Annotated in this window: 23 protein-coding genes and 1 tRNA gene; 6 read left to right on the top strand and 18 right to left on the bottom strand. The window is 30.9% G+C overall.

Features of this window, described 5'->3' with window-relative positions:
* Position 1: 1 nt before the first annotated feature.
* A complete protein-coding gene (locus AC6EJA_RS04110; protein ID WP_498503352.1) occupies positions 2 to 196 on the top strand; it encodes a hypothetical protein in 195 nt (64 codons plus the stop codon).
* A 223-nt stretch (positions 197 to 419) separates the two neighbouring features.
* Here the strand turns inward: AC6EJA_RS04110 and AC6EJA_RS04105 are convergent, their stop codons facing one another.
* From AC6EJA_RS04105 to AC6EJA_RS04085, 5 genes are all read right to left on the bottom strand, one after another.
* Complete coding sequence (locus tag AC6EJA_RS04105; protein WP_498503541.1) at positions 420 to 1,955, bottom strand: BCCT family transporter; 1,536 nt, start codon at positions 1,953 to 1,955, stop codon at positions 420 to 422.
* A 47-nt stretch (positions 1,956 to 2,002) separates the two neighbouring features.
* Positions 2,003 to 3,187: an FAD-dependent oxidoreductase gene (locus AC6EJA_RS04100; protein WP_498503351.1), complete on the bottom strand. Its 1,185-nt coding sequence runs from the start codon at positions 3,185 to 3,187 to the stop codon at positions 2,003 to 2,005.
* Entirely contained in the window at positions 3,184 to 4,251 is a 1,068-nt protein-coding gene (locus AC6EJA_RS04095) for a Glu/Leu/Phe/Val dehydrogenase dimerization domain-containing protein (protein ID WP_498503349.1), read from the bottom strand. The genes AC6EJA_RS04100 and AC6EJA_RS04095 overlap by 4 nt, the downstream gene beginning before the upstream one ends.
* A 2-nt stretch (positions 4,252 to 4,253) precedes the next feature.
* On the bottom strand, positions 4,254 to 5,300 hold the full coding sequence (locus tag AC6EJA_RS04090) for a class I SAM-dependent methyltransferase (protein WP_498503348.1): 1,047 nt from the start codon (positions 5,298 to 5,300) through the stop codon (positions 4,254 to 4,256).
* A 522-nt stretch (positions 5,301 to 5,822) separates the two neighbouring features.
* A complete protein-coding gene (locus AC6EJA_RS04085) occupies positions 5,823 to 6,917 on the bottom strand; it encodes a hypothetical protein (protein ID WP_498503346.1) in 1,095 nt (364 codons plus the stop codon).
* A gap of 178 nt (positions 6,918 to 7,095) precedes the next feature.
* On the opposite strand from AC6EJA_RS04085, the gene AC6EJA_RS04080 reads away from it, so the two are divergent.
* The 5 genes from AC6EJA_RS04080 (at position 7,096) to AC6EJA_RS04060 (ending at position 10,768) form a co-directional block, all read left to right on the top strand.
* Positions 7,096 to 7,168, top strand: a tRNA-Ala gene (locus AC6EJA_RS04080).
* A gap of 125 nt (positions 7,169 to 7,293) precedes the next feature.
* Positions 7,294 to 8,208: a TauD/TfdA family dioxygenase gene (locus tag AC6EJA_RS04075; RefSeq protein ID WP_498503344.1), complete on the top strand. Its 915-nt coding sequence runs from the start codon at positions 7,294 to 7,296 to the stop codon at positions 8,206 to 8,208.
* A gap of 118 nt (positions 8,209 to 8,326) precedes the next feature.
* Positions 8,327 to 10,207 (top strand): carbamoyltransferase family protein, encoded by a 1,881-nt coding sequence (locus AC6EJA_RS04070; protein ID WP_498503342.1) that lies wholly within the window; start codon positions 8,327 to 8,329, stop codon positions 10,205 to 10,207.
* 2 nt (positions 10,208 to 10,209) lie between these two features.
* Positions 10,210 to 10,602: an SxtJ family membrane protein gene (locus AC6EJA_RS04065; protein ID WP_498503341.1), complete on the top strand. Its 393-nt coding sequence runs from the start codon at positions 10,210 to 10,212 to the stop codon at positions 10,600 to 10,602.
* A 4-nt stretch (positions 10,603 to 10,606) separates the two neighbouring features.
* Entirely contained in the window at positions 10,607 to 10,768 is a 162-nt protein-coding gene (locus AC6EJA_RS04060; protein ID WP_498503340.1) for a DUF5989 family protein, read from the top strand.
* A 90-nt stretch (positions 10,769 to 10,858) separates the two neighbouring features.
* Here AC6EJA_RS04060 and AC6EJA_RS04055 read toward each other — a convergent pair whose 3' ends face one another.
* The 13 genes from AC6EJA_RS04055 to AC6EJA_RS03995 form a co-directional block, all read right to left on the bottom strand.
* Positions 10,859 to 11,923, bottom strand: a complete 1,065-nt coding sequence (locus tag AC6EJA_RS04055; protein ID WP_498503338.1) for a glycosyltransferase family 4 protein — start codon at positions 11,921 to 11,923, stop codon at positions 10,859 to 10,861.
* Between the two features lie 42 nt (positions 11,924 to 11,965).
* Positions 11,966 to 12,919 (bottom strand): glycosyltransferase family 2 protein, encoded by a 954-nt coding sequence (locus AC6EJA_RS04050; RefSeq protein ID WP_498503337.1) that lies wholly within the window; start codon positions 12,917 to 12,919, stop codon positions 11,966 to 11,968.
* Positions 12,920 to 13,095: 176 nt separating this feature from the next.
* Positions 13,096 to 13,815 (bottom strand): NTP transferase domain-containing protein, encoded by a 720-nt coding sequence (locus AC6EJA_RS04045; RefSeq protein WP_498503336.1) that lies wholly within the window; start codon positions 13,813 to 13,815, stop codon positions 13,096 to 13,098.
* The gene (locus AC6EJA_RS04040; RefSeq protein WP_498503334.1) at positions 13,805 to 14,722 is read right to left on the bottom strand and encodes a glycosyltransferase; all 918 of its coding nucleotides are present in this window, start codon (positions 14,720 to 14,722) and stop codon (positions 13,805 to 13,807) included. The genes AC6EJA_RS04045 and AC6EJA_RS04040 overlap by 11 nt, the downstream gene beginning before the upstream one ends.
* On the bottom strand, positions 14,712 to 15,359 hold the full coding sequence (locus AC6EJA_RS04035) for an HAD family hydrolase (protein ID WP_498503332.1): 648 nt from the start codon (positions 15,357 to 15,359) through the stop codon (positions 14,712 to 14,714). Before AC6EJA_RS04035 ends, AC6EJA_RS04040 begins: the two co-directional genes overlap by 11 nt.
* 77 nt (positions 15,360 to 15,436) lie before the next feature.
* Positions 15,437 to 16,657 (bottom strand): 2-phospho-L-lactate transferase CofD family protein, encoded by a 1,221-nt coding sequence (locus AC6EJA_RS04030; protein WP_498503330.1) that lies wholly within the window; start codon positions 16,655 to 16,657, stop codon positions 15,437 to 15,439.
* An 88-nt stretch (positions 16,658 to 16,745) separates the two neighbouring features.
* Entirely contained in the window at positions 16,746 to 18,017 is a 1,272-nt protein-coding gene (locus tag AC6EJA_RS04025) for a glycosyltransferase (RefSeq protein WP_498503328.1), read from the bottom strand.
* An 81-nt stretch (positions 18,018 to 18,098) separates the two neighbouring features.
* The gene (locus tag AC6EJA_RS04020) at positions 18,099 to 20,027 is read right to left on the bottom strand and encodes an acyltransferase family protein (RefSeq protein ID WP_498503327.1); all 1,929 of its coding nucleotides are present in this window, start codon (positions 20,025 to 20,027) and stop codon (positions 18,099 to 18,101) included.
* A 180-nt stretch (positions 20,028 to 20,207) separates the two neighbouring features.
* Complete coding sequence (locus AC6EJA_RS04015) at positions 20,208 to 21,263, bottom strand: EpsG family protein (protein ID WP_498503325.1); 1,056 nt, start codon at positions 21,261 to 21,263, stop codon at positions 20,208 to 20,210.
* A gap of 173 nt (positions 21,264 to 21,436) precedes the next feature.
* Positions 21,437 to 22,552 carry a CDP-glucose 4,6-dehydratase gene (rfbG, locus tag AC6EJA_RS04010; protein ID WP_498503324.1) on the bottom strand — a complete coding sequence of 372 codons (1,116 nt, stop codon included), beginning with the start codon at positions 22,550 to 22,552 and terminating at the stop codon, positions 21,437 to 21,439.
* A complete protein-coding gene (rfbF, locus tag AC6EJA_RS04005; RefSeq protein WP_498503540.1) occupies positions 22,534 to 23,307 on the bottom strand; it encodes a glucose-1-phosphate cytidylyltransferase in 774 nt (257 codons plus the stop codon). Before rfbF ends, rfbG begins: the two co-directional genes overlap by 19 nt.
* Before the next feature lie 261 nt (positions 23,308 to 23,568).
* A complete protein-coding gene (gene asnB / locus AC6EJA_RS04000) occupies positions 23,569 to 25,539 on the bottom strand; it encodes an asparagine synthase (glutamine-hydrolyzing) (protein WP_498503322.1) in 1,971 nt (656 codons plus the stop codon).
* Positions 25,540 to 25,543: 4 nt separating this feature from the next.
* Complete coding sequence (locus tag AC6EJA_RS03995) at positions 25,544 to 26,491, bottom strand: NAD-dependent epimerase/dehydratase family protein (protein ID WP_498503320.1); 948 nt, start codon at positions 26,489 to 26,491, stop codon at positions 25,544 to 25,546.
* Between the last annotated feature and the right edge of the window lie 101 nt (positions 26,492 to 26,592).

The raw sequence follows: 26,592 nt of genomic DNA, 5'->3' as shown, positions 1-26,592 counted from the left end.
AATGGATAAAAATGATTTAAATGAATGGATTGAGGAGTTATTTGAGCAACTAGAAGTGCTTTTTATAGGATTTCTAGGGGCATTGCTTTTTTTTATTGTAATATTTTGGATTTTGCATCCGAGTATAACTTATCCTTTTAAAGAATTTTTACAATCTATGGAGAAATATATTAAAATATCAACAAGCTCTTTTTAATTAAATACTACATAATAATTGTAATGATTTCAAGAATAAGTATGGTTTTTTCAATTCTATTTGTTTTTTGTGGTATTTATATTTTATATCAAAAGCTATTACTTGAAGCTTTTTTCTCTTTTTTATTTGGTATTTTTTTTCTAATAATATGGTCATTTAAAAGCATTTTTAAATATTAATTGCTCTATTCATAAATCTTTTTTATTTGAATATTGTTAAAATTTTATTTACTTAATATAGTTCTTTTGTATTCCTTAAGTGCTAATATTGGTGCAGTATAAAGCGTTGTTAAGATCAATGGCGTCACAGGTATGGCCGTCATAACAATAAAGGATTGTAATGCATCTATATTAGTTTGTTCGCCTATATCTGATCCAATTCTTAAAAGTACAATTGTTAGTCCCCCAATCATTAAAGCCCAAAATAATCTAAGGATTTTTGGTGGTTCTTCTTTACCACTCACAACAATTGCAGCGGCGTAACTAATTGAATCAGCACTAGTTGCCATAAATAAAACTATTAATAATAATGCGATTATTATTAATAGTTTTGAAAATGGTAATTGGTTTAAAATAGCAAAAAGAACAGCCGCAGCACCTCCTGTTTCTAATTCTGATGTTATTGAGCCACCTTTAATTAACTCAGAATAAATACCATTACCGCCAAGAATTGCAAACCAAAAATTTGTAATGATAGGGCAAACAAAGGCTACAATTAATATTAACTCCCTTATTGATCTACCTTTACTTATTCCAGCTGTAAATAAACCCATTAGAGGTGCATATCCAAGGAACCATCCCCAATAAAAGATAGTCCAACCTTTTACCCATATATCCTCATTATTTGGCAGAGCCATTGTTTTAATTTCCTTCAAATATAGAAAAGTTCCACTTAAAAAGTGTTTAACAAGCCAAAAAGATGGTCCAAATGAAATAAGCGCTAATCCTAGAATAATTGTTAACCATATGTTTATTTCAGATAGATATTTTATACCTCGCTGAATACCACTCACTGTTGATATCGAAAAGATTATTGTTAATGAAATTACAATTAAGGTCTGTAAAATGCCACCATCAGAAATCCAACCGAACCTTCCAGCAAAGTTGCTTAATTGTAAGCTTAAAAATCCTAAAGGTCCAACAGTTCCAGCTATTGCTGCTACTACTGATAATCCATCAGCAAGATCTCCAAAAATACCATCTGAAAAGCTCTTTGATGAGATCGGAATGAGAAGGCTTCTAGGTCTAAGTGGAATCCCTTTTTGAGCTAACAATGCAAATGTTATTGCTACTGTTGATGAGACCAAAGCCCATGCTAAAAAACCCCAATGAAGAAAGCTCACAGCAAAAGCAGGGTCAACAGCTTCAATTGTTCCTCCAGGTATATTTTTGAAGTAGGACGCTGGACTTTTAAAATGAATGAGTGGCTCAGCTGCTGACCAGAAAACTCCACCGCCAGCAAGTAATGTACATATAAGGACGGAACACCATTGGAAAATACCTAGATTTGGCTTTGTGTTACTGCCGCCCAATTTCAACGATCCAAGAGGACTTATTGCTATGGCTACTGCGACAATAAAAATCGAAAAAACAAGCCAAATCCAAATGCCGCCAAAATAGTTTATTGCTAAATTCTTACCATATGAAGTGAGTTTGTTTGCTAATGATAAATCCAAAAAAGCTATTGAAAGAAATACTAATAATGGGATAGCCCCTATTAAGAGTGATGGTTTTAACCAAACTGAACTTTTCATAATCATGTTTTCTTGAATTTGCTTGATTTTTAAATTAACCATCTAAATAATTTTTAGTTGATAAATTTTCGGTTAATACTCCAACAATCAATATTAACGCTTGGATTTTTCTGTAAAGCTAGTCTTGCCAAAGAGTCACCAATCAAAGGAGCAAACTTAAATGCTTGTCCAGATCCACCACAAAATAAGGTTAAATTTGGACTTACCCTATCAAGAATAAAATTTACATCTTTAGTCATTGAATATGGACTAAGATTTTTATCAATTCTTCTCTTTACACCCTTTAAGTTATTGAAAATAAATTCATCTAGGTATTTAATCAATAAGTTTGAAATATTATCGGGAAATTCATCAGGATTTTTAGTGAATAATTCTGGTAGAGTCCAATCTAAGCCAACTTTAATAATTGGATATCCATTTTTATCTCTATTTAATACAGGGAAACCATAATATAATCCGCCATCCATTCCTTTTGATTCTTGAAAACAGAACCATTGAGGAAATTTATCTAAATATTCCTCCTCTACTTGATAATGTGCCCATAACATTGGCCATATATCATATTCAATATCTACATCAATACTCCTAAGTAAACTCTTAGTCCACATACCAGCAGTCAAAATAATTTGGTCACATATTATTGAATTACCATTAACTAGATTAATTATGGATTTTTTCAAATCAATATTTTTAACTGGTGTATTCTCTAAAATATTATGATGATTTTTATAAGAATTATTTTTCCAAAAAGACATAGCATTCATACTCAATATGGACCCTGCGGTTGGTTCAAATAATCCAGAAAAATTATTTTTAGATTTGATTGCGAATCTTTCTTCTATATTTTTATTATTTAATTCTTCAAAAGGTATATTTTGTTCCAGCATTACTTTTTTTGCTCCTGGTATTGATCCTTCTATTGTTTCTTCACCCCAACTTTCTCCATAAAATAATAATCCGTGTTGTCTACGAAGTTCTAAATCTGTTCTTTTTTCGTCTTCATCCCAAAGTTTATTAGCTTCTTTTGAAAGTTGGCATAATACAGGATCAGAATACATCTCACGGTACATTCTTGACTCACCGTGACTACTCGATCTTATGTGCCCTATTTGATTTGATTCAAGGATTACTACGTCTTTAATACCATATTTTGATAGGGCTGATGCACAACTTAATCCAGCCATACCTCCACCAATTATGACAAATTGTGCTTTACTTTGTTTGAGGATTTTAATCATGTTTCCAAATATTTTGAAAAGGTCAGACCTATTGGGCGGTCTATATTTCCTTCTGCAATCTTTTCTAAAGAACTTTTTACTGATAGTCCCTTTTTTCTATATTTAAAATAAAGATTAGTATTTAATTTAATGCAGTGTCTAACAAATCTATAGATGTCATTAGGATTTGAATTCTGCCAAGTTTTTGGATCAAAAAGCTCTATAGAGTCAGCAATTACAGCCCCAGCATTTACTAATGGATCAGGTAATACTTTAATATCTTTATCTCTTAAAATGTCAGCTAATAAAGGGTCAGAGAATGGCGCATTGGCTGCGGGAATTACAGCTTTAGTTTCTAAAGAATTAACAATTTCTTCTGTCAATAAACCTGATATTGAGCAGGGTATTAGTATGTCAAAGTCTTTCTTCCACCATTCTTCAGAGAAATGTACTGGCTTGGCTCCCTTAATTTCTGATTTCTTTAAATCTTTATCTACAGTTTTAACATCCCAACCTTTATTTATTAAAGAATGAGCCACAACACCTCCGACAGCTCCGCATCCATGAACTAATGCACTTTTTATCTCAACATTATTATTTAATTGCTCTAAAGATTCAACCGCTCCTAAAACGCCATAAGCAGTTGCGGTGCTTGCATCTAAATCGCTACCAACAGCAGCCAAAACATGTGGTGTGAGTTTTTGTAATCTTTCCATATCACCAATTGTTGTATTTAAATCGCATCCTGTGATCATTGTTCCATTGAGCGAGTCAAGTAATTGAGCTGTAATCTTTATAAGTTTCTTTTTTATGGAAGTTGTATTTTTTGCTCTAGCTACAACCTTTCCTCCTGAGAAGCCAGTTGCATAAATATCATGCTTATATTTCATCAGACTTGCTAACCTCAGCCCATCATCAAGACACTCCTTATCTGTGGGATAACTCAGTAATCTAAGGCCCCCATTTGCAGGTTTAAATCTTTCATTTTTTTCTCCAACAATAAAAACAGATAAGTCATCCGATTTATGTTCTGCTAGAACATGAATTGATTGATTATTGGAATTTTTTAAATTTATTTTTTTCATAATTAAATTTTTTCTGCTAATAGATGATGTTCTACATAATCAAGGCTCCAATCAGTTGGTGAATCTTTTATTTTTTGTCGTAACCTATTAAACAAAATTTCGACAGGATCATAATCTCTTTTTTGTTTAATTGAGGAACTGAAGCTGTGCTTACTCCAACTTCTGATTGTTTCCATTAATCCATTTGAAAATGATTTAGAGTCTTTATCAATAAGCCATTTTTTCTTATATGGGCATTCAATATAAACCGTTCTTTGATCAATTAATCTTAAGCCATTTTTATATGCAACAGAATCTTCATTTTTCAATGGATATATAAACTCTTCAGGTGATTTATAGAAATTCTGTATAGTTGCATCCTCATATTCCGATTTATTGATTAAATCTTCTTCGTAAATATCTTTCCAAATTTTATGCAACTCATTAAGAATATTTAGAGTTTTGCCCCCATTATTTCCTAGATAATTGTTATTAGAATCACGAGATAAATTTAATGTAAGAAGTTTGCCCCCTTTACAAAGCTCTTGGCTTCTGGTTCCTAAAATTTTATCCCAATCATCAATTGCTTGAGCCTGAAATTCTCCAAAACATTTTTTATCATGCGATGCCTGAACATGTGTGTGATTTTTTAGAGATGTGATTGGTTTATTCAGCCAATGCATTGCTGTAGCTGAAAAACCAAAACTTACTGAGTTTTTGGCATAAATTTGCTCATAGAAACTTCTAGCACTTATGAAAGTAGTTAATTTTGAGTTCTCTTCTGTTTGTTTATTGAGACTATTTAATAACTCAAGATTATTGTTAGTTGGCAAATCATTTCCAATTAATGAAAAATGACTTTCTTTATGTTTTTGGATTGCATTTTTTAGTATGGATTTCCAAAAATTAACAGCTGTACCGCCGTCTGCGGCCCCATAATCTATAAAAATATGATGATCTTTTCTTGGTAATCTATCAACACAAAATTTTGCCCAATCCTCAGCCGCCTCAATACAACGCAAAGCTCCCTCTGTTTGCTCGCTGTAACGCGAGGTCATAGCTATTGCCATTAAATCTTAAGAAAATCTAAATAAAGCTAACAAGCTTCCACCCTTACCGTGGATTGAATACAAAGCTTAGGGGTAATTTATTTTGCACAAGTGGCTATCAATCAATAATTATTGCATGACTAAATTATTTAAGATTTAGCTGTAATTAAAAAAGTCTCTTAAAAATTCAATTTTTAATTGCATTTTTGATTTTGTTTTTTTTTTCTTCATTTTCCTCTATTTGAAATCCCTTTAATAATTTTTTCTAGCTGTTTTTTAGCTCATAACTGATTGAGCATTGATGTTAATTTAAATGCAATATTTTCTAAGCCCAAATTGGAAGAACACACTGAATAATTCACTTCAACTTTGCCGTAAAGCTGAATTATGGGATCCTCTGTGTAATAAATTTTGATGAGATTTTACTATATCATTAACCTATAAAGCTCATCTAGGATAATAACTAAATTCTTATAAATCAAATATCAAATAGTTGCTCTAATAAGAGAAATAATCTTTTTAGTAGATAATTTTACCCCCATCTTATTCTTTCATATTGGAAAATATTTTAGTAAAAAGATAATTGCTGAGATAAGTAGAAGCATAGGGAGTTATATGATTATCATCTGCTGCATAATAAAATCTTCTAAAATTTCCTTCTTTCAATATAGCTTCAAATTTCTCTCTCATATATATAGTTGGATCAATTAATTTAATACTTGCATCTTTTGCTATTGCATTTAAACGTTTTCTTGGGTCTAATGTTGCACAAGAAAAATCCAATCTGTATGGATTGTAGTATGGGTGAACTCCATTGATGTCAATATCATAAATTATAGGTGTAATAAACATAATAAATTCTGCATTAATTTCTGAAGCAATTTTTTTTATTTCAAATAATTTCCTTTCAAATTGATCCCAGGCAATTTCTGATTCTTTTTCAAATCCTTTACTAGCATATGTATAAGTATATGATTGAAGATTTATCCAATCTTTTCTCTGACAATTTTTGTTGTTAATTCTTTTTCTTTTTAGAGTAGAACCATAATGTCTTACGGTTCTTGCAAAAACTGATTTATGTAAATGACGAAGAGCAAATTCACCAAAACTTGCATTTAAATGATTAAATATATTTTTTTTCTTAGTTGTAATTCTTGAATTTTCTAAATGAATATCATTAAAATTAAATTGATACATTAAATAAATTTTGTTTTTAGGAAAAGTCTCTGAGATTTTTTTTATTTTTTTAATCAAATTAAATTTGCTTAGATTACTACCATAACCCCCGGTTGGAATCACTTCAATCTTTTCTTTCTTTGTTAAATTCACTAGGTTTTTAAGCTTTACCCAATAAATATCCTCATATATCATTCCATATCCTTCTGTGATTGAGTCTCCTATAATTAAAAGGATGTCTGAATCAGAATCTATGGAAAAATCAGGCCCTGGGGTTCTCACAATTTCTATACCATTGAGAGAAGACTTATGGTAATTGATTGACCTTGTTATATTTTCTGAATAAAAATCGCCTTTAAAATCAGAGAAAAAAGACCTCGCCACCAGTTCTCCAAAGATAAGTATTAATGATATTAGTAAAGAGTTTACAGATATTATTTTTACTAATTGTTTAGAATTCATTTTTAGCTATGTGAATTTTACTAAATAAAAGGAAAGTGCTGATAAATAGAGAACCCAATGAACGATAGATTTACAGCAGAATCAACTGATCATTGAGTATTTTCGGCGTATTTAGTTAGTATCGTATAATGGCATAGTTGTATGAGAGTGATTGCAATCATTTGTATCTCAACGACTTGGGGCCATAGCTCAGCTGGTAGAGCACCTGCATGGCATGCAGGGGGTCAGGGGTTCAAATCCCCTTGGCTCCATTGATTTTTTTCATAGCAATAGATTAGGGCAAATATCATTAATTTAATAATTAGACTGATTTAGGTTGGTAGTTGACAATATAGCTAAAATCCGCAATAATTCTCGCAATGGGATTATTAATTAGTTGTTTAGCTTTGAATATAATGAAAATTATAAAACTCTCTTAGAATCAAATGATTCCCCTATATTTTTATTAGATAATTCTAGAGATCAAATTAGACAAATCTTTCACAAGTTTGGACTTATTATTTATAAAAGTAAGTTTACTAGTGATAAAGATATCTATGAAGAATTCACAGAGAATTGTTCAATTCTTGGTTTAAATCAAATTAAAGATACTACGAGAAGAAAAATATTTAACCTTGAAGAGGTTAATAATCAGAAATTATCAAGTGTAGATTTAGATTTTCCTCATGTAGATCCTCATGCTGAAACATCATTTAGTCCTGCCCGCCCAGCTTTAATTTCTTTTCTTTGCCTTGAAATATCAAAAGACGCGGAAAAAAAAGGTTTGACCACCTTAATAGATGGAAATATTCTTTGGAAAAAATTAAGTCCAAAAACTAAAATGGTTTTACAATCATTATTTATCGATTATTCACTAGCTTTAGAATTAGACCTTAAAAAAAGGCTTAGTGGTAAAAAGAAACCCTGGTTTTTGGAATACAACAATATAAGTAAAACAGAATTAGATACAAAAGAAGCTAAATTATTTTTCAATTTTAAATCTCCTTTTATAACTGAACATCCACTTACGAGGAAATTAGCGCTCGCTAATCACATATTTATCAATTTAAAAACTGAACCTCAGATATTATCTAGAAAATTAGTTTTTGAAGAAGAAGAATTTAAATTAGAAAGTGATCTATTGGAAGATATTATTTTTAATATCCATGAAAATATACGAACTTTTCGATGGACTAAAGGACTATCTTTATATATTGATAATAATAGGTTTATGCATGGGCGGCTACCTTACAACATGAAAATGACTAGAAAAATATTTATAAAGCAATTTAGAAACTATAGAATTTTTTAAATAATTTAATGTTAATTTATTAGCTTCTTATTTACCTTTTCAACTATATTAGTGCTTCATAATTCTTTAAGTTCAGTATATTGATTATGAAAGAAAAATTCCCATCTCCTTTGCAAGATTGAATTTAAAAACCACTGAAAAAAAAAGAATTATTGGACTATCCGCTTATTACCATGATAGTGCCGCTGCTTTAATTATTAATGGGGAAATTATATCTGCAGTACAAGAAGAGAGATTTACTCGCAAAAAACATGATTCAAGCTTTCCTAAAGAAGCCTTAAAGTATTGCCTAGAGAAAAGTAATTTAACTCTTAAAGATATTGATTATGTTATTTATTATGAGAAGCCGTTACTAACTTTTGAACGATTATTGGAGACATATCTAGGAGTTGCTCCTCGAGGTGGAAGGTCCTTTATTACGGCGATGCAAGTTTGGCTAAAAGAAAAGTTATTCTTAAAATCAGAAATTAAGAATCAGTTAAAAGACATCCAGAAAGGATTGCAAGATTCTGCTGAGGACTTATTTAATTTACCGGAACTTCTTTTCTCAGAGCATCATTTATCTCATGCTGCATCTGCCTTTTATCCAAGTCCATTTCAAGAAGCTGCAATACTCTGCATGGATGGGGTAGGCGAATGGGCTACAACATCGGCATGGATTGGTAAAAATAATAAAATTAATCCACTGTGGCAAATCAGTTTTCCTCATTCAATTGGCCTTCTTTATTCTGCATTTACTTACTATTGTGGATTTAAAGTTAACTCCGGTGAATATAAATTAATGGGATTAGCTCCTTATGGGGAACCAAAATATGTCGATCTAATTAAAAAGAATCTTATCGATATTAAAGATGATGGAAGCTTCAGATTAGACATGAGTTATTTCAAATACCATCGTGGTTTTCGTATGACAGGAAGAAAGTTTCATAAATTATTTGGTCATGCTCCTAGGCAAAGGGAGAGCGACTTAACTCAATTCCATATGGACTTAGCTGCATCCATACAAGTTGTCACAGAAGAAGTAACAATCGCTCTTGCCAGGTCAATCAAAAAAGAAACAGGTGCTAAAAAGCTTTGCTTGGCTGGTGGAGTTGCATTGAACTGTGTATCGAATGGAAAACTTTTTAAAGAGTCGATCTTTGATGAGATTTGGATCCAACCTGCTGCTGGTGACGCAGGTACTTCATTAGGAGCAGCACTTCTAACTTTCTATCAACACTGTGGGAATCATCGCTCCACTAATCGCAATGATTCTATGAAAGGCACTTACCTAGGACCAAGCTTTTCAAATACTTATATCCAAGATTATTTAGAAAGGATAAATGCATCCTATGAATACAGAGAAGACAATGATCTATTTGTTCAATTAGTCCAATTACTAAAAGAGGGAAAAGTAGTCGGATGGTTCAATGGTCCTATGGAATTTGGGCCTAGGGCATTAGGTGCAAGATCAATTATTGGGGATCCTCGTAATTTAGAAATGCAAAGTGTGATGAATTTGAAAATCAAATACCGAGAGAGCTTTAGACCATTTGCTCCTTCTGTTTTAGAGGAGGATGTATCAATACAATTTGACTTGAGTTCAAAAAGTCCTTATATGCTTTTAGTGGCAAAAATAAAAGAAGATCTTCGCTTTGAAATAACAGAAGAACAGTCAAAACTTTTTGGCATAGAAAAATTAAATATTCCAAGGTCTACAATTCCAGCAATAACTCATGTTGATTACTCTGCAAGAGTTCAAACAGTTAGCGAGAGTACAAATCCTCGCTACTACAACTTAATCAAGGCGTTTAAGCAAGAAACAGGCTGTCCCACATTAATAAACACCTCGTTCAACGTTCGAGGTGAGCCTATTGTTTGTACTCCGCAAGATGCTTACAGGTGTTTCATGAGAACAGAAATGGATGTCTTGGTTCTCGAGAACCATATCCTTCTAAAAAGTAATCAAGCTAATTTGGAAAAGGATGAGACATGGATGCAAGATTTTGAATTGGATTGATCATGACTAGTAGAATCTCCCAGAGACAACTACGCGATTTTGGATATTTAATTGGTTTTGGTTTGCCTTTGATTATTGGCTGGCTCATCCCATCGATCACAGGTCATACCTTTAGGGCATGGACTCTTTGGATCAGTATCCCAACTCTTGTATTAGCCGTCCTCTCTCCAAGAGTCCTTAAGAAACCCTATCAAGCTTGGATGCAATTAGGACACTTACTGGGCTACGCAAATAGCCGTATAATTCTTGGCATTGTTTTCATAGCTGTATTACTGCCAATAGCTTTTATAATGAGAGCCTTTGGATATGATCCACTACGTTATAAAAAATCAAGCTTATTGACTTTTAAAGAAAATAAGAAAGGCTCAAAGGTAGATTTAACAAGGATTTTTTAATATAATGGAAGTCTTTCTAGACCTAGCAAAAGATATTTGGGACTTTTTACGAGTAAGAAAAAAATATTGGCTTGCACCATTAATAATTACCCTCGTCTTTATGGGTGTTTTAATTATATTTACCCAAGGTTCTGTAATTGCTCCTTTTATTTATACAATTTTCTAATTCAAATATGTTTTAAGTGGTGTTAATTTCGATTTATAAACTAATTATTGAATGATTTATTTGTATAAGATTTTTAAATTAGCACCATATCTATTTCCTTAGAAAAAGTAGAGCCATCATAAAGAATAGGGATATTGAAGTAATTATATAGAAAGGAATGGATTCAATAGAATTATTTAAATTCAACAAAGGGACGCTGCATATAAGACATAAGGTATAAATGGTAAATAATGTTCTTCTGTAACTAAATCCTATATTTAGAAGTCTATGATGAATATGATTTCTGTCAGGGTAAAAGGGAGATCTTTTATTTTTTATTCTCAATATAATTACATAGAACATATCAATAATTGGTACTAATAGGACTAATAAGCCTAAATGCAAAAATGAAACATTAGCATCATTATTAATTCCTTCTAAAGTCAAAGATGCCAGTGAAAACCCTAAAAGATAAGAGCCACTATCTCCCATTAATATTTTTGCTGGCTTTGTATTAAAAATTAGAAAACCTAGGCATGCTCCTAATAGAGAAAAAGATAACAAACTGACTAATTGATTATCATTAAAATAACTTATTGAGGCAATTCCACTCAGTGTAATAACTGAAACTCCAGAGGCAAGACCATCAAGACCATCGAGCCAGTTTATAGCATTAGTAATACCCACTAACCAAATTATAGTTAAAAGATAACTAATTATTAAAGGTAATTCTATACTAGATAAATTTATCTTTAACCAACTAATATCAATTGAAGTTATGGATAAGCCAAAAGACCAGCATATTGTCGCAAAAATAAACTGTATTATTAATCGTTTAATTGCGGAGAGTTGGAATAAATCATCTAATAAACCAATTATAAAAAATAAACTTGATGAAGAAATTAATAAAGTCAAGGTATTAATTTCTCTGATTGATTCAGAGAAAAAATTACTAAAATTTAGAAAAATAAGTAAACTCGTCAAATAACCCAAGAAAATTGCGATACCACCGATTCTTACGATCTCATGTTTATGTTGCTTCCTTAAATTAGGTTTATCGATGATATTAAATTGTTTGCCTAACCTTATAATCCAGGGTATAGAAATTGAACTTAGAAATAAAGAATTTAATATTAAAGTTAAATAAATTTTTATATTGATTAATGTAGATTCCATATTAAAACTGAAGTTTTTTTAACATTATAAGACCCATCTGGATTATTTATTTTGCCTAAAAAGAAGTCTAATAGTGCAGTCATAATAAAGAAATGAGACAAGTAATTGTACGCAGATAATCATTGAAATTGTAAATAAGCTTACAGTACCTGCGGATGTGAGGATTCCTGTTGAATTACTTTTATAGACTGATATTAATCCCAGGAAAATTGCATAAAAACCTGCAAATACTGATAGGATTAATTCTATAGAACCTGGATTAAAATCTAATACAATATATTGATAAAATATTCTCTTGAAGATCAATTTTATGTGCTTTATAAAAAAGTTTGGAAATTCTTTTATTGGATTTACTGAGGAGTGAACATTATTATAAATAGGATCTATTTCGATATTTTTAATATAAATATTTTTCAAAGCACATCTAAATAATAGATCTGTTTCAAAAAAATATCTATTGTCTGTTTTAGATAAATTTATTCTTTCAAGAACATCTTTTCTGAAAACTATGAAGCCATTTGTCGGGTCAAAAAGTTCCCAGTAACCAGTTGACAATTTAGTTATGAAACTCAACGCTATATTCCCTATTAGTCTAATTTTGGGAATTCTACTTATCTTATCTAGATTAGTAAATCTATTACCTTTAGTTGCTTCACATCTTTGTTTTATTATCGGTTCGCACATCTTGGGGATATCCGCTGGGTTCATTTGACCATCTGAATCAATTTTTAAAATGATGTCACAATTATTTTTCATCAACCAATCAAAACCTAACTTAGTAGCACCACCAACCCCTTGATTTACTTTATTGTATATTATGTATAATTTTTCACTATTAACATATGATTTAATTAATTTACCAGTATTTATTGGACAAGCATCATCAATAGCAACAATATAGTCAGCAAATTCTAATGTTTGTTGAACTGTTTTAATAGCCTGCTTCCCACTCATATAGCAGGGTATTGCTACTCCTATAGAATGTTTACCTATCATTTTTATTTTGAATATGGCATTTCATTCGATTCTTAGAAACTAAATCAATTTTATACTAGTCAAGATTTCTTTGTGTGTCTATATCTATAAAGTGTATAATATTTAATTCTTTATATAAAGATAATATTTTATGATAAATATAATATCTGAAGAATAATAGCCGAATTTAAATATTTTTATTTCAAATCGCTAATTTTATTTAAAGAGATCAATTCAATTTCTTTCGCAATATCTAAAGCCTCCACTTTATAACCTCTAGTTATTAAGTGCTTTATTATATATAAAAAGCCATGTTCATTAGTATGTTTGCCAAATTTTCCGCTTAAATCTTCTCTCAACAGCTTGAAAATAGGTTCCTTTTCAAAAATAAATAATCCTATCTCTCTTTCACCCTTGCAGGGGTCAAGGTTATTTTCCCTAGTTTCAATTACTTCCTTGATATTACCTTTAAGATCTCTATTAATTATTGTATATGCCTTGTTAACTTTCCTAGATGCAAAAGTAAAAGTGTTGTTACTAGATTTATGTCTATTCAATAGTTCACTTATTGTGTTCTTTTGAAGGAATGGTATATCTCCCCAGGCTAAGATTATTGTTTGGGCATTAACAAAAGCAGGAGATTTGGAAAATTTTAGGACAGCATTACCCATACCCAATGCTCTTTCTTGAACCACTAGATAAGCTGACCTATTTTCATCCTTTAGAATTTTTTTAATTATCTCTTCCCCATCAGGACTTACAACAATTGTAGGTTTCTGATCATAAGTAATAAATGTATCCAGTAAATTGAATAAAATTGGCTGACCATTTATTTTATAAAGTGTTTTTGGGTAAGGGAGGTTTGCTCTTGTCCCTTTTCCAGCTGCTGCAATTAAGCAACATAACTTATTCTGCATAGTCTTTTCTTAAATGTCCTTTTAATCCCCTAAAAATAGCAGGATAAAAACACTTTTTATTCTTACCAACTAATAAACTGAATAAGCTTAATAACCCATTCCTTTTGGTTACTCTAATTAAGGCTATTAAAATAGTTAATAAATTTCGCATATGAACATGATTCAAATATTTTTTATTTAAAATAATTGTATTCTTTATAAAGTAATATATTTTTTGATTTGTGTAACCTCTTTGGCTAACATTAGGATGATAATGATATGCATTTTTTACAGATATAACTTCACCATAAGATCTTAATCTATAAAAATAATCAACTTCATCACCATAAAGAAAATAATTTTCATTGATATTTCCAATTTTTTTTGCAGCGTCAATAGATATTAATGCACCGTTAAAAAGATGAGCAAAAGGATAGTAGCTTTTGTCATTAATTTTCTTTTTAAGAGTATTTAAACTGTCAAATTTTCTAGGAAATTTAAAAAGCACAGGGTAACCCATATCGTCTAAGACCGGCATCCCAAATACAAGTTTATTTTTGTTATCTTCGTCTACAACGAGCGATGAAATACAAGAAAATTTTTCATTCCAATTATTAAGCAAGTTATCCAACGCATATGCATCAGGAAAACCATCATCGTCCATTAGCCAGGCAGCATCAAAGCTATTCTCAATTGCAAACTTCATACCACTTTTCCATCCTCCTGATGAGCCTAAATTTTCTTGATTAATTGTATTGATATTTAAATTCTGCAACATCTCTTTTGTCCCATCTTTACTACCATTATTGATTACTAAAATCTCGTCAGGCTTTCTTATTTGCTTCTTTAAATTTGAGATACATCTTTCAAGTAACTTTTCTCTATTATAAGTTACGATTATGGCGATAACTTTTATTTTATTTTTCATTATTCAATATGTAATTGATTAATTCCATGAAATTAAATTTTCTTACATCAATATAGTTTATGTTTGCCGCTCTCGCTGATTCTATTCCTACATTCGAGTCTTCAAATACTATCGATTGATCTTCTGATTTATTAGATATGCTTAAAGACTTCAAAAACAGATCAGGAGCTGGCTTGGAATTTTCCACATCTTCACTAGACAATATAAAATTAAAAATATTTTTGTATCCTAAAATTTCAATTGCCTTTGTTAATGTTCCCTTAGAAGCAGAGCTTGCAATTGATAATTCAAATCTATTTTTGGACCAATTAAGAAAGGAGTCCACTCCAGGAAGAGGCTTAATTGAATTTTTATTATTCAATAAATCTCTAACAAATTCCTGTTTTTTAATACAAAGATTTTCCAATTCTTTATTGTCAATTTCTATATTTTCATCTGTAAGACATTTCTTAAATGCGTCAATTGTTTTTAAGCCTGCTATTTTTTTATAATCTACTATTAAATTATAATCCATTAGAACCTCATTAAAGGCCTGTGAATGTAGAGAAGATGTACTTGCGATCGTACCATCAAAATCAAAAATTAACAATGATTTTTTATTTATCGCTTCCACGGCCTGAATAATTGTTTTGTACAAGTTTTTAATTCATTTTTACTATATTATTATAATCACTCACTTTCGAGGCTTTTTAAAGCGAATTATGTATTTTACTACTAAATAATATTTTCTTTTTTTGATTGCAATTCAAGGATTTTATTGACTAGCATTTCTCCATCATGCTTACCAGGCTCTTTGATAGATTCGTAGCAATCTACATGGCATTTAACGTCTATATCAATAAATCCATCATCGTCATATTCAACATAAGTTTCGTTTGCTTTGATTTTGCTTTTATTGATTAATATCTCATCAAATAGTTCCTTCATACTATAATTTCTTGATCCTGAAAGATTTAAATATTTGTAAGCACTTTTAATATAATCCGATGCTTTGTATGATGGTGTCTCATAGTCTGCTCCAATATTAGTTATGAATACTTTCAAGGCAGACCTATTATTAGATATACTTTCCGCCATTCCTATAGATAAATAACTAGGGTATAGTGAAGAATGTTGAGTACCTGCGGAATATATAATAATATCAGCCTGATTTATGGCGTGGCTAACAGATGTTGAGATAGTCACATAACAATGATGGCTGCTAAGGTAGTAACTTTTATCTTCATTACTTAATCTTTCAAATGTATCTTTATTCAATGGATTATCTATTAAAAATAATTTATCTATTCTTACATTTGATCTTAATTCAACAATCTCAGCCTCTGAAAAAAGAACCTCTCCATTTTCTCTAAGTGCTACTAGGTGCTTGTTTTCATTACTTGTTGAAATCACTTTGCCTCTCAATCTAAAAAGCTTATCGATAAAGTGTGTGGCCTTTTCGATATTCCTTTTAAAATAAATAAATGCCCCTGCGTATACACAATTCATAATTGAGCAGTCTGAGAAATTAAAAACTTCATTCATCACAACTTCATTGACTTTAAGTTGCTTTATAAACTCACCGAGCATAATTGATATTGACTTTCTTGTTGAATAGGGTATTAAGTTTTGATCTAAAATATCATTGGGTCGATCATCAATAATATCTTGTATTTTGTTTATTGCCTCATCCCTTGAACAGTTTTTATTAAATCTAAATTTGAAAAATTGTATAAAGCCTTTGAAACTTTTATCCTCTTTTGGAAGCATCAATTCCTGAACTTTTCTTATATCGGAGGGACCAAGCATGCTAAAAAATCTGCGTATTTCTCCCGTAGATTTACCATCGTCGTATGCATTAACTATGGAAGTTACGTATATATTATCCTTTTCAAGTAATTTTGGAATCAGAGCAGCAGCACCCCGCCCTCCATTTATTACCACAACATTGTACATCTTATTTCAATAGACTTTTAATTCTTATTCTAGCAAGGAAACTCTGATATTCATTTAATTAATTTAATTTGAATCTTAGTGAAATGATTTATTGTGCAAGCCAATCACTGAAAAGGGAACTGTCTCTATTCAGAAGATAACCTTCTTTTTCTTTGGACTGTAAAAAACTATAGGCTTCTAGTGTTCTATTCACGATATTTGTTTCAGATAAATACTCCTTTGAATAACTAATTCCTTTTGTTATTTTTCTTTCTAATGCACCAGATTCATAGTCTTCTTGAAGTTTATGATAGCAATTTATGTAATCTTCAATATTATTACCCTCAGCTATATAAAGAAGATCAGATGTAAAGATCCCACAAGTGGCATCTTTAGAGCATATGACTGGTATACCTAGAGCCAAACATTCAGCCACTGATCTAGGTAGGCCTTCTCCATATTGAGATGGAACAATTAATATTGGTTTTTTGGCCTCAATTGATAAAAGTGGATCTTTTTGTGCACCTTCAAATTTTATATTAGAGCTTCTTGAGCTATTAATTCTTACATCTTCTATTCTCAATGAGTCACTACTTGATGGATCGATTCCACCAAAGACAGTGAAATTCTCATTAATTAATCTATTTGATAATTCTATAAACAATTCAATCCCTTTTGATTTGAGTAATCTTCCGCAAAAGTAAAAATCAATTGAGGTTGAATTACTACTCCAATAATCATATATATTTCTACTATTCTTAGACTTGTAATATTTCTCTGGTATTCCTGATCCTGGTATTAAAAATCGTTTAATGTATCTAGATTCACCAAAGGAGTCCTCAAAAAATTCCAAATCTATTGGATTTTGAAATATGTAGGCTGATCGTTTATTTATAACTTTAAATCTCCATCTAGTAATTCTTTGTCTAATTGCAAAGAAATTGATAACTCTTATGACTATGAAAAATATTTGTTTTTTTATTCCTTTTGATTTTGATGGTTTTCCCATTCCAGCAAATGAAATTAGACATGGTATACCAAAAAAGGCAGAAACGATTGAGCTTAATAAATTAGCCTTCAATGTATGTGAATGAATAATTCTTGGTTTAATTGCTCTTACAAGTAAAAATAGACGAATGAATGAAATAATCAAACTTAGGGGATTTTTATCAGTACTTCTATGTATGCGCCAAGGGATGTGTATTCCTAACTTTGACAGATCAGGAGTCTTCGCATCTATAGGAGATAGTGTCATAACATAATTACCCTCTTCTTTCAATGTCTTAAGTAATTGATTCCTGTAGTGACTTAGATACCAACTGCTATTAGCAATAATTAGAATTGGTCTATATTCGTTATATCCATTTATTTCTTTTGACATGTTAGTAATTATAGATAGAGAATCCCATAGCATATCTAAAAGTATGGTTCATGATTTAGTGGTAATCAATCTATAATTTTATTATAAGAGATTATTCTTTACTATCAAATTATAAAAGTCTTCGTAAACAATTTCACTACCATAATTGGTTAAATGATCCCCGTCAGAATAAAGATAATTACCATTTATTACCACTGGACAACGATCCTTAGTCTTAGGGCAAAGCACTTCAAAAGCATCAAGGACATATACATTTGAATATTTCAAAGACAGATCATTATAAAATGTATTTACTTCTCTGGTTTTAGTTTTCAATAATTCTCTATCTGAAGATAAACAGTCTTTTGGTATGGAAAATGAAGGTCTATACCAATTTTCCTCACACAAATCATATACACCACCTCTAAAAAATGGTGTTTGATTAATTAAGATCATATTTACTCCTTTTTTATACGATTCAATAGCAATTTGTTCAAACATTATTTTCTCTTCCTTAGTGAAACTCATTGTATTATCAAGTTTTAGTGTGCTTATACTTATTATTACTATGTCGCCTTGTTTAATATCTTTAATGTGATAATAAAAAGAGTTGCCAACTATATCTTCATATCGGTTTTTAAATAGATACTTAGGATCCCATATGTTTATATTTGCATTTACATTACCAGCGCCTAACCCCCATCCAGTAATATGAAGGTTAAAATTTATTCTGTTATTTAATCTTTTAAAGATTGGGTAAAAGTGACCAAGGTGACTATCTCCTATACCATAAATAGTTTTTGTATGTTGATTTCTGTTATCTATAATTAGTCCATTTCCAGGTGACCTGGCAGTTTGACGTTCTCTATTCATATCTTTACCAGAATATAGTCGGTTGGGTAACGAGCTAAGTTGTTTAATTATTGGTATAGTGGTTAAAGTAATTAAGCCAGCAAATGTTAACGATATAAAGCCAATTTGCTTACCTTTTAAAATATTCTTTTTTCTGAAAGTAGTTTCTATATACCTGTAGGATAATTCAGAAATTACAATTATTATGGGCACTTGTAAAAATAAAGTCCACCAATATATTCCAATTGTCCAACGACTGATAGATATAATTCCCCAGTGCCATAAATATAATGAGTAAGATCTTAAACCAATATACTTGATAAATTTATTTGTGAACAAATTATATGATCTTGATTTTTCATTAATACTACAAATTATAATACTTGTTAATAAGACTATAATTATGGTATTTGCACTATTATTTGTGTATCTGGAAGACATTATACATAGCATTAATAACACAATGAAAGAAGGCGAAACCTTTTTTAGTTTTTCTACTATTAGGTAATTATTTTCAATTATGATAAATACGATACAACCTAATGAAATTTCCCAAATTCTTGTTGGCAATAGATAGTATGCTGCAGATGGCTCATTGATATAGAGGTAGCTAAATAAACATAATGAAGTTATTGATATCAAGCTAATCCAAAATAATAGTTTTTCATACGATTTCTTATCTCCTTTTTGAAACCCAGTAAACCAAACTAACCATGGAAAGAACAAATAGAATTGTTCCTCTATACCCAGTGACCAGGTGTGTGAGAAAGGGTTCAAGTACGTTGATTCAGCAAAGTAGTCAGTAGATCTCCAATATAAGAAAATATTGTTAATACCAAATAAAGATGCCGCTGATGAACGAAGCGTCCATTTGGGATCTGGGTTGAATAAGCAAATGCAAATACTTAAAATAACTATAAAAAATATTAATGCGGGCATCAACCTTTTTATTCTTCTACTATAAAAACCAATAATAAATTCCATGAAATTATTATATTTTCGTTTTGCAATTGATGAAGTTATTACATATCCTGAAATTACAAAAAATATATCAACACCTAAATATCCATTCGGAAATAATTTATTATTAAAATGATTGATAATAACAGCAATTATAGCTAAGGCTCTTAATCCGTCGATTTCATGTCGATATCTGTTTTTATATTTTGAATAAGTCATAGTTATTTATTAAATACTTAATGAATTTCTAGAAAGGTTGTATTAAATAAAATATACTATGTAATCTAATTCTTATATTATAAATATACTTTTCTTTACTAGAGTTTGATTTATATATATTATTATAAGTCATTAGAAGTATATGATTATCTGATTTTTTTTTGAATGACATTTTTCCAATTAGTCAAATAATAAATTTCTATATGGCAACCAGTAGCTTGCGTGATTTGCAAATAAAAGCCAGCCTGCCAGCATTATAAGGTTTGTGGAAACTAGTATCAATATCCAATAGCTCCGTTTAATTTTCAGGAAATTTGTGTCTGGGATGTGACAACCAACAAAAATCTGAAGCGGTACAAAGTACAGAGATAATCTGTCTACCAGTGTTGTACTAGGACTAACAAAAAGAGATGTAAATATAAATATAGTTAACAAAGAAATCATAGTGTAGAATTTTTTCTGCCTTTTGGTAATTTTAAATTTATTTCTAAGTAACAAGAAAATTAGACCAGAAAATAGAAGAGAACCTACTCTTAACAATGCTCCACTAGAATTAAATTCAGCACCTATATAATTATTAATATATCCATATATTAGTTTACTAAGAAATATTTGATAAAGCCAAATCCCAAATATTGATAAAAATCCAATTAGGAAAATACCTCTAATTCTTGAGATTTTTTTTAAATTATCTAGAATTGGCAGTATTATTAATAAGATTGCCGAAGGATGAAATATATAACCAAGGCTTGTATAACCGATATATCTTTTTATTTGGTTCCTCTCTAGTGCCTGAAATGCTAATAATCCAAAGCTTACAGCAATACCTTGCCTTACATATCCCATAGATACGACCGTTATTAAATATGGATAGGAGAGCAATAAACCCAACCATGGATATGGCATGCTTCTGCAATACTTTATTACTGCTGCGCTTACTAATCCTCCACAAATTAAATTAACCCCATAAATGCTCCAATTCATATTTGCACTCAACCAATTAATAAATGAATATCCTGGCTCTGGTATATTGCCCAAGCCTTCCTTAAGAGTTGTCCCTATATATGTATTTAAATATTGAAGATATACATCCCAATCGGCTCCGACTTCTATTCTAAACCCTATAAATATTGTTAGGATGATCCATGTTATAATACTACTATTCCGCCCAAGATTTTGATTTACTCTAAAACTGAAAATTGCTAAAAAAGACCAAATTAAAAAGTAAGGAAACATTTTATAGTGATTTATTTTAATATATTATAGCAATTCAACATCTATTTTTCATTTTATATAATTGTTCTAATAAAATATTACTAATTTAATTATAGTCTACTCATTTCTTTGTTAATTTTTCTTGTTATCTCTAAACTCATAAATTTTGACCTGGTCAATTTAAATTTTAATTATCATGAATTTTCGAATACTTCAATATCTTGATATGAGTAATGCTCTGCTAAAAATTCATTATTTTCAATTTCTTTATACCAATTAATGGTTCTCTTTACGGATGTCTCAAAATCCCATTTTGGTTGCCAACCTAGATAATGATAGGCCTTATCAATTTGTAAGTTAAGTTTTGATGACTCATGCCTAGCATATATTTCATTAACTTTTTCTAATTTCCCAGGCCAATTTTTTAAAATCTCATTAACTAACTCTTCTACAGTTTTGTTTGACTCAAGATTAGGCCCAAAATTGAATGAAGTTGCTAATGGATTTGTAGATAATTTACTTTGATTGAATTCTGAACATCCATGAAGTTTTTGAGCTAGGACAAGATACCCATTTAAAGGCTCTAAGACATGTTGCCATGGCCGTCTTGACTTTGGATTTCTAATCTTTACAATCTCGTCTTTTGTTAAAGCCCTAATCGTATCAGGAATAATTCTATCTCTTGCCCAATCCCCTCCACCTATTACATTGCCAGCTCTTGCTGTAGCTATTTGAAGAAATGGATTTTGACCGGTCTTATTTCCACAAAAGCTTAATCTCCAACTCTCAATAGCTATTTCAGCAGCGGCCTTTGAGGCACTGTAAGGATCATGCCCGCCTAACTGATCTGTTTCTCTGTATCCAAACTCCCAATCCATATTTTTATATACTTTGTCGGTTGTAATCATGACCACTGAACATTTCTTCTTGATATTCCTCAATGATTCAAGAAGGTTTAAAGATCCCATGACATTTGTTTCCCATGTGTCTATTGGGTTTCGATAGCTCTCAATGACAAGGGGCTGAGCTGCCAAATGAAAAACTATTTCGGGCTCAAATTCTTTTATGGTTTTTCTCAGATTTTCTGTATCTCGAATATCTTGATAAATGTTTCTTGATATTTTTTCTTTTATTTTGAGTTGGTTGAATAATGCTGGCTGAGTTGCAGGCTCAAGTGAAATACCTGTTATCTCAGCACCTAATTTTTCAAGCCATAAACTCAGCCAGCTCCCTTTGAAACCTGTATGACCGGTGATTAAAACTTTGCGTTTATGCCAAAAAGAATGATTATTCATTTCCAAATTTTCCATGGAGCCTGACCTCCTTTCCAGTGCTGTTCAAGTGTTTGTTTGTCTCGCAGAGTGTCCATAGGTTGCCAAAAACCATGATGCTTATAAGCCGTAAGCTTTTTTTCCATTGCTAGATTTCGTAATGGTTCTTCTTCCCAGCTGCAGTTGTCTCCTTTGATGTATTGGAGGGCGATTGGGTCAAGAACGAAAAAACCACCATTAATCCAGGCGTTATCTCCACTCGGTTTTTCTGTAAATGAGCGGACATTCGAACCTTCAAATTCAAGTACACCAAAGCGACCTGGAGGTTGGACAGCAGTCAAAGTTGCAATACAGCCACTTTGATTGTGATGCTCAATAAGTGCCTTTATGTCAATGTCTCCTACTCCATCACCATATGTAAAACAAAAAGGTTTTTTCTTATCAAGGTATTTTTCTACCCTTGCTAGACGCCCGCCAGTGAGTGTGTTTTCTCCGGTGTCTACTAATGTTACTCTCCAAGGCTCAGCCTGCCTTCTGTGGACTTCCATAGAATCTGAACTGAAATCAAAAGTCACATCACTTGTGTGTAAAAAATAATTTCTAAAATATTCTTTTATTAGATAACCTTTGTAACCAAGGCAAATAATGAAATCGTTTATTCCAAAAGAGCTATAAATTTTTAAAATATGCCAAAGTATAGGTTTATTCCCAATCTCAATCATGGGTTTTGGCTTTAAGTGTGTTTCTTCCGCAAGACGAGTACCATAACCTCCTGCAAGTATGACAGCTTTCATTTTTGAATTGGCAAGAATATTAGAATTATTCATTAGGTTTTTGATCTATTTTACTATTAAATCTTTAACTATTAGTATTTAAGCTCAATAAAGGGACGAGTTATGGAATCCTATCATATTATAAATATAGCTTTTTCAGCAATGAATTACTATAAGTATTTTTTTAGAATATAATCTTAATTGACTGATTACTTAATTTAAACATAATAAATACTTGCAAGATAAATTACAATTAATTTGAGGTGATATTCTATTCTTATATTAATTTTCTTTATTGTCTATCCAAGAAAGCCACATAAGTATAGACCATAATTTAATACTATGATCATATCTCCCGGATAGATGCTGAGACCATATTTTTTTTACTTGAATTGGGTTAATAATATTTTGGTTCTTTAAACTTTCTTGTGATAAATAATCATTTGCCCAGCTTTTTAATGGTCCTTTTAGCCATTGACCAATGGGAACACCAAAGCCTGCTTTGGGCCTTTCAATTAAGTCTTTGGGTACGTATTTATAGAGGATTTCTCTCAATGCCCACTTGCTAATATTTTTATTTTTGATTGATTTGATTTTCATTCGTAGAGGCATCCTCCATGCATTTTCAATAACTCTATGGTCAAGGAATGGTGATCTTGTCTCCAAGCTTGCAGCCATAGCAGCTCTATCAACCTTTGTCAGAATGTCGTTTGGGAGGTAATTTAATGTGTCTAGGTACATCATCCTTGAGATTGGGTCTAAATTTAGACTTTTATTTTCATTGTTTTTATAAAAAAGTTTTTGTTTATTTCCCTCAGGCTCGTAATTGACTATTTGATTTATACTTTTCCATTGACTAATAAGCGAAAAATATAAATCATCATTATTTTTTACATAAGTCATTCTCTCAGCAATTTTATGAATTTTGGAACCAATTTGATTGATACCTAAATTATCTAGGAGGTAATCATATCCTTTAGAGTTAATACTTAGAATTAATTTCCCAATTATTGATCTAAAAGGCCAGGGTAAAATACTAAATTTATCCCAGATTTTTGTACCCCAAAGGTATCGATTATAACCACCAAAAAGTTCATCTCCACCATCTCCACTAAGCGCCACAATTAATCCATTTTTTCTAGCTTCTCTACAAACAAGATGAGTTGGCAGTTGCGATGCGTCTGCAAAAGGTTCACTATAAAGATTTGAGAGATTAGGAATTAATTCTTGTGCATCTTTAGCAGTTAAGATAGCTTGTTGATGATCTGTGCCTAAATGATTAGCTATTTCATTAGCGAAAGGTGCCTCGTTAAATTGAGACTCTTCAAATCCTATTGTGAATGTTTTAATTGAATTACTAGATTGTTTTTGCAATAATGCAGTAATTAAAGAAGAATCAATTCCGCCTGAAAGAAAGCAGCCGAGTTGAACATCCGAAATGCTTTGTTCTTTTACAGATTTTGAGATTGACTTCTCTAATTCATTGATGGCATCAGTTTCATCTTCAAATTGATTTTTTATGCAGAAATTTATTGTATTTTCTAAACTCCACCATTGTTTTGATATTTTTATATCCTCTGAGAATGGATTATTAATAGTTATTAAATGTCCTGGTAAAAGTTGATAGATATTTGAATAAATTGAATTAGGAGCAGATATTGCGCCATATAAAAGTAGATCCGACAAAGCATCTTTGTTAATTGAATTATTAAAGTTAGGCACTTGTTTAAGAGCTGAAAGCTCGGAACCAAATACAAAGACTTTGTTACCATTTATTCCTGTTAAACCATAATAAAGAGGCTTCTCTCCTACTCGATCTCGTGCAAGTTGTAAATGACGATTTTTTCTATCCCAAAGGGCAAGGGAAAACATACCAACTGCTTTATTTAATGCATCGTTCAATCCATAGACTTCAATTAAATTAAGTAGAGTTTCCGTATCTGAATAACCTTTCCAATGAAATTTCCTATCTTTACTATTTAATAAGTGTCTTAGTTCAAGGTGATTATATATTTCACCATTAAAAATTAAAACATATCTTCCTGATGTACTTATCATAGGTTGCTTCCCTGCTTCTGATAGATCTAATATCGCAAGCCTTTGATGAGAAAGTGCTATTCCTATTTCTTCATCATGCCAAATTCCATAATCATCTGGACCTCTATGTTCAATAGCAGCTGCCATCTTTTTAGCAATATAATTGCTCTCAAAGTTATTCTTATTCTGTGGGATTATCCCTGCGAATCCGCACATTATTTTAGTTAGAATCAAGTTTAATTTGTTTCATCCATTTAACCGTATAACAATTATCAGAATCAATTAGTTCTCCTTTTTCATATGTACTTTTAATTTCCTCAATAGCATCATTTATGGAAAATTTTGGTTGAAATCCCAGATTTAATAATTTAGAGGAGTCTTGTCTATATGACCTGGGGTCATTAGACTTGCTTATTATTATATCTGAATCTATTTTTTCTTTAATGCATTTAGCAATATCTAATATTGATATATTCTCAAAACCAGCATTATAAAAACCAGATTCTATTGATTGATTCTCTAAAAAGAATTTATAAATATTAATCATATCTTTGATATGTATATTGGGACGAGTTTGATTACCACCAAAAACTGTAATTTTTCCATTTTTTAGGGCCTGAAATGTTAAGGCATTTACACTTACATCTAGTCTCATTCTAGGTGAAACTCCACATACAGTAGCCGGCCTGATGCAATGAACCTTTATTTTATTTGAGTAAGAGTAAAAGACTCTCTCTGCTACCATTTTTGTCTTGTTATAAACAGAAATAGGTACTAATGGTAAATCCTCAGTCACCTTGGCTTCTTTTTTTATGCCATAAACGCTTCCCGAGCTTGCAAAAATAAATTGCCTCACTTTGTTTCTAATAGCTTTATCAATTAATTGTTGCCCTGCTAGAACATTCACCTCCCAGCTAAGTACTGGATTCAGCTCAACTGCTGGATCATTTGCAATATTTGCTAAATGTATTATTGCTTCAATTCCAGTTAAATCTATTTGATCTATGTTTCGGATGTCTTGTTTATAATTTTTCAAATTTTTATGATCTGCCAGGAAGTTCCCAAACCATTGGTTGTCAATATTAATTATTTCATGGCCATCCTTAAGAAGACTAGGAATAAGAACGGATCCTTTGTAGCCACAACCACCAGTTACAAGTATCCTCATAATTTATTGAAAAAAAAATTGCTTATACGAAATTAATCTACCATATGTAGAAATACTTTTATTCAAGCAAACATATTTTAAAAGTAATTTTTATTACCAAT

This window comes from Prochlorococcus sp. MIT2309, from assembly GCF_059772305.1.
This window is presented reverse-complemented; position numbering and strand designations above follow the sequence as displayed.

What these genes read in the sequence shown, in the direction of transcription:
- asnB (WP_498503322.1), bottom strand. Translation starts at nt 25,539, where the DNA reads ATGTGCGGATTCGCAGGGATAATCCCACAGAATAAGAATAACTTTGAG.
- AC6EJA_RS04100 (WP_498503351.1), bottom strand. Translation starts at nt 3,187, where the DNA reads ATGATTAAAATCCTCAAACAAAGTAAAGCACAATTTGTCATAATTGGT.
- AC6EJA_RS04015 (WP_498503325.1), bottom strand. Translation starts at nt 21,263, where the DNA reads ATGTTTCCTTACTTTTTAATTTGGTCTTTTTTAGCAATTTTCAGTTTT.
- AC6EJA_RS04045 (WP_498503336.1), bottom strand. Translation starts at nt 13,815, where the DNA reads ATGCAGAATAAGTTATGTTGCTTAATTGCAGCAGCTGGAAAAGGGACA.
- AC6EJA_RS04030 (WP_498503330.1), bottom strand. Translation starts at nt 16,657, where the DNA reads ATGTACAATGTTGTGGTAATAAATGGAGGGCGGGGTGCTGCTGCTCTG.
- AC6EJA_RS04055 (WP_498503338.1), bottom strand. Translation starts at nt 11,923, where the DNA reads ATGGAATCTACATTAATCAATATAAAAATTTATTTAACTTTAATATTA.
- AC6EJA_RS04065 (WP_498503341.1), top strand. Translation starts at nt 10,210, where the DNA reads ATGACTAGTAGAATCTCCCAGAGACAACTACGCGATTTTGGATATTTA.
- AC6EJA_RS04095 (WP_498503349.1), bottom strand. Translation starts at nt 4,251, where the DNA reads ATGAAAAAAATAAATTTAAAAAATTCCAATAATCAATCAATTCATGTT.
- AC6EJA_RS04090 (WP_498503348.1), bottom strand. Translation starts at nt 5,300, where the DNA reads ATGGCAATAGCTATGACCTCGCGTTACAGCGAGCAAACAGAGGGAGCT.
- AC6EJA_RS04105 (WP_498503541.1), bottom strand. Translation starts at nt 1,955, where the DNA reads ATGATTATGAAAAGTTCAGTTTGGTTAAAACCATCACTCTTAATAGGG.
- AC6EJA_RS04025 (WP_498503328.1), bottom strand. Translation starts at nt 18,017, where the DNA reads ATGTCAAAAGAAATAAATGGATATAACGAATATAGACCAATTCTAATT.
- AC6EJA_RS03995 (WP_498503320.1), bottom strand. Translation starts at nt 26,491, where the DNA reads ATGAGGATACTTGTAACTGGTGGTTGTGGCTACAAAGGATCCGTTCTT.
- AC6EJA_RS04060 (WP_498503340.1), top strand. Translation starts at nt 10,607, where the DNA reads ATGGAAGTCTTTCTAGACCTAGCAAAAGATATTTGGGACTTTTTACGA.
- AC6EJA_RS04020 (WP_498503327.1), bottom strand. Translation starts at nt 20,027, where the DNA reads ATGACTTATTCAAAATATAAAAACAGATATCGACATGAAATCGACGGA.
- rfbF (WP_498503540.1), bottom strand. Translation starts at nt 23,307, where the DNA reads ATGAAAGCTGTCATACTTGCAGGAGGTTATGGTACTCGTCTTGCGGAA.
- rfbG (WP_498503324.1), bottom strand. Translation starts at nt 22,552, where the DNA reads ATGGAAAATTTGGAAATGAATAATCATTCTTTTTGGCATAAACGCAAA.
- AC6EJA_RS04085 (WP_498503346.1), bottom strand. Translation starts at nt 6,917, where the DNA reads ATGAATTCTAAACAATTAGTAAAAATAATATCTGTAAACTCTTTACTA.
- AC6EJA_RS04110 (WP_498503352.1), top strand. Translation starts at nt 2, where the DNA reads ATGGATAAAAATGATTTAAATGAATGGATTGAGGAGTTATTTGAGCAA.
- AC6EJA_RS04050 (WP_498503337.1), bottom strand. Translation starts at nt 12,919, where the DNA reads ATGATAGGTAAACATTCTATAGGAGTAGCAATACCCTGCTATATGAGT.
- AC6EJA_RS04040 (WP_498503334.1), bottom strand. Translation starts at nt 14,722, where the DNA reads ATGAAAAATAAAATAAAAGTTATCGCCATAATCGTAACTTATAATAGA.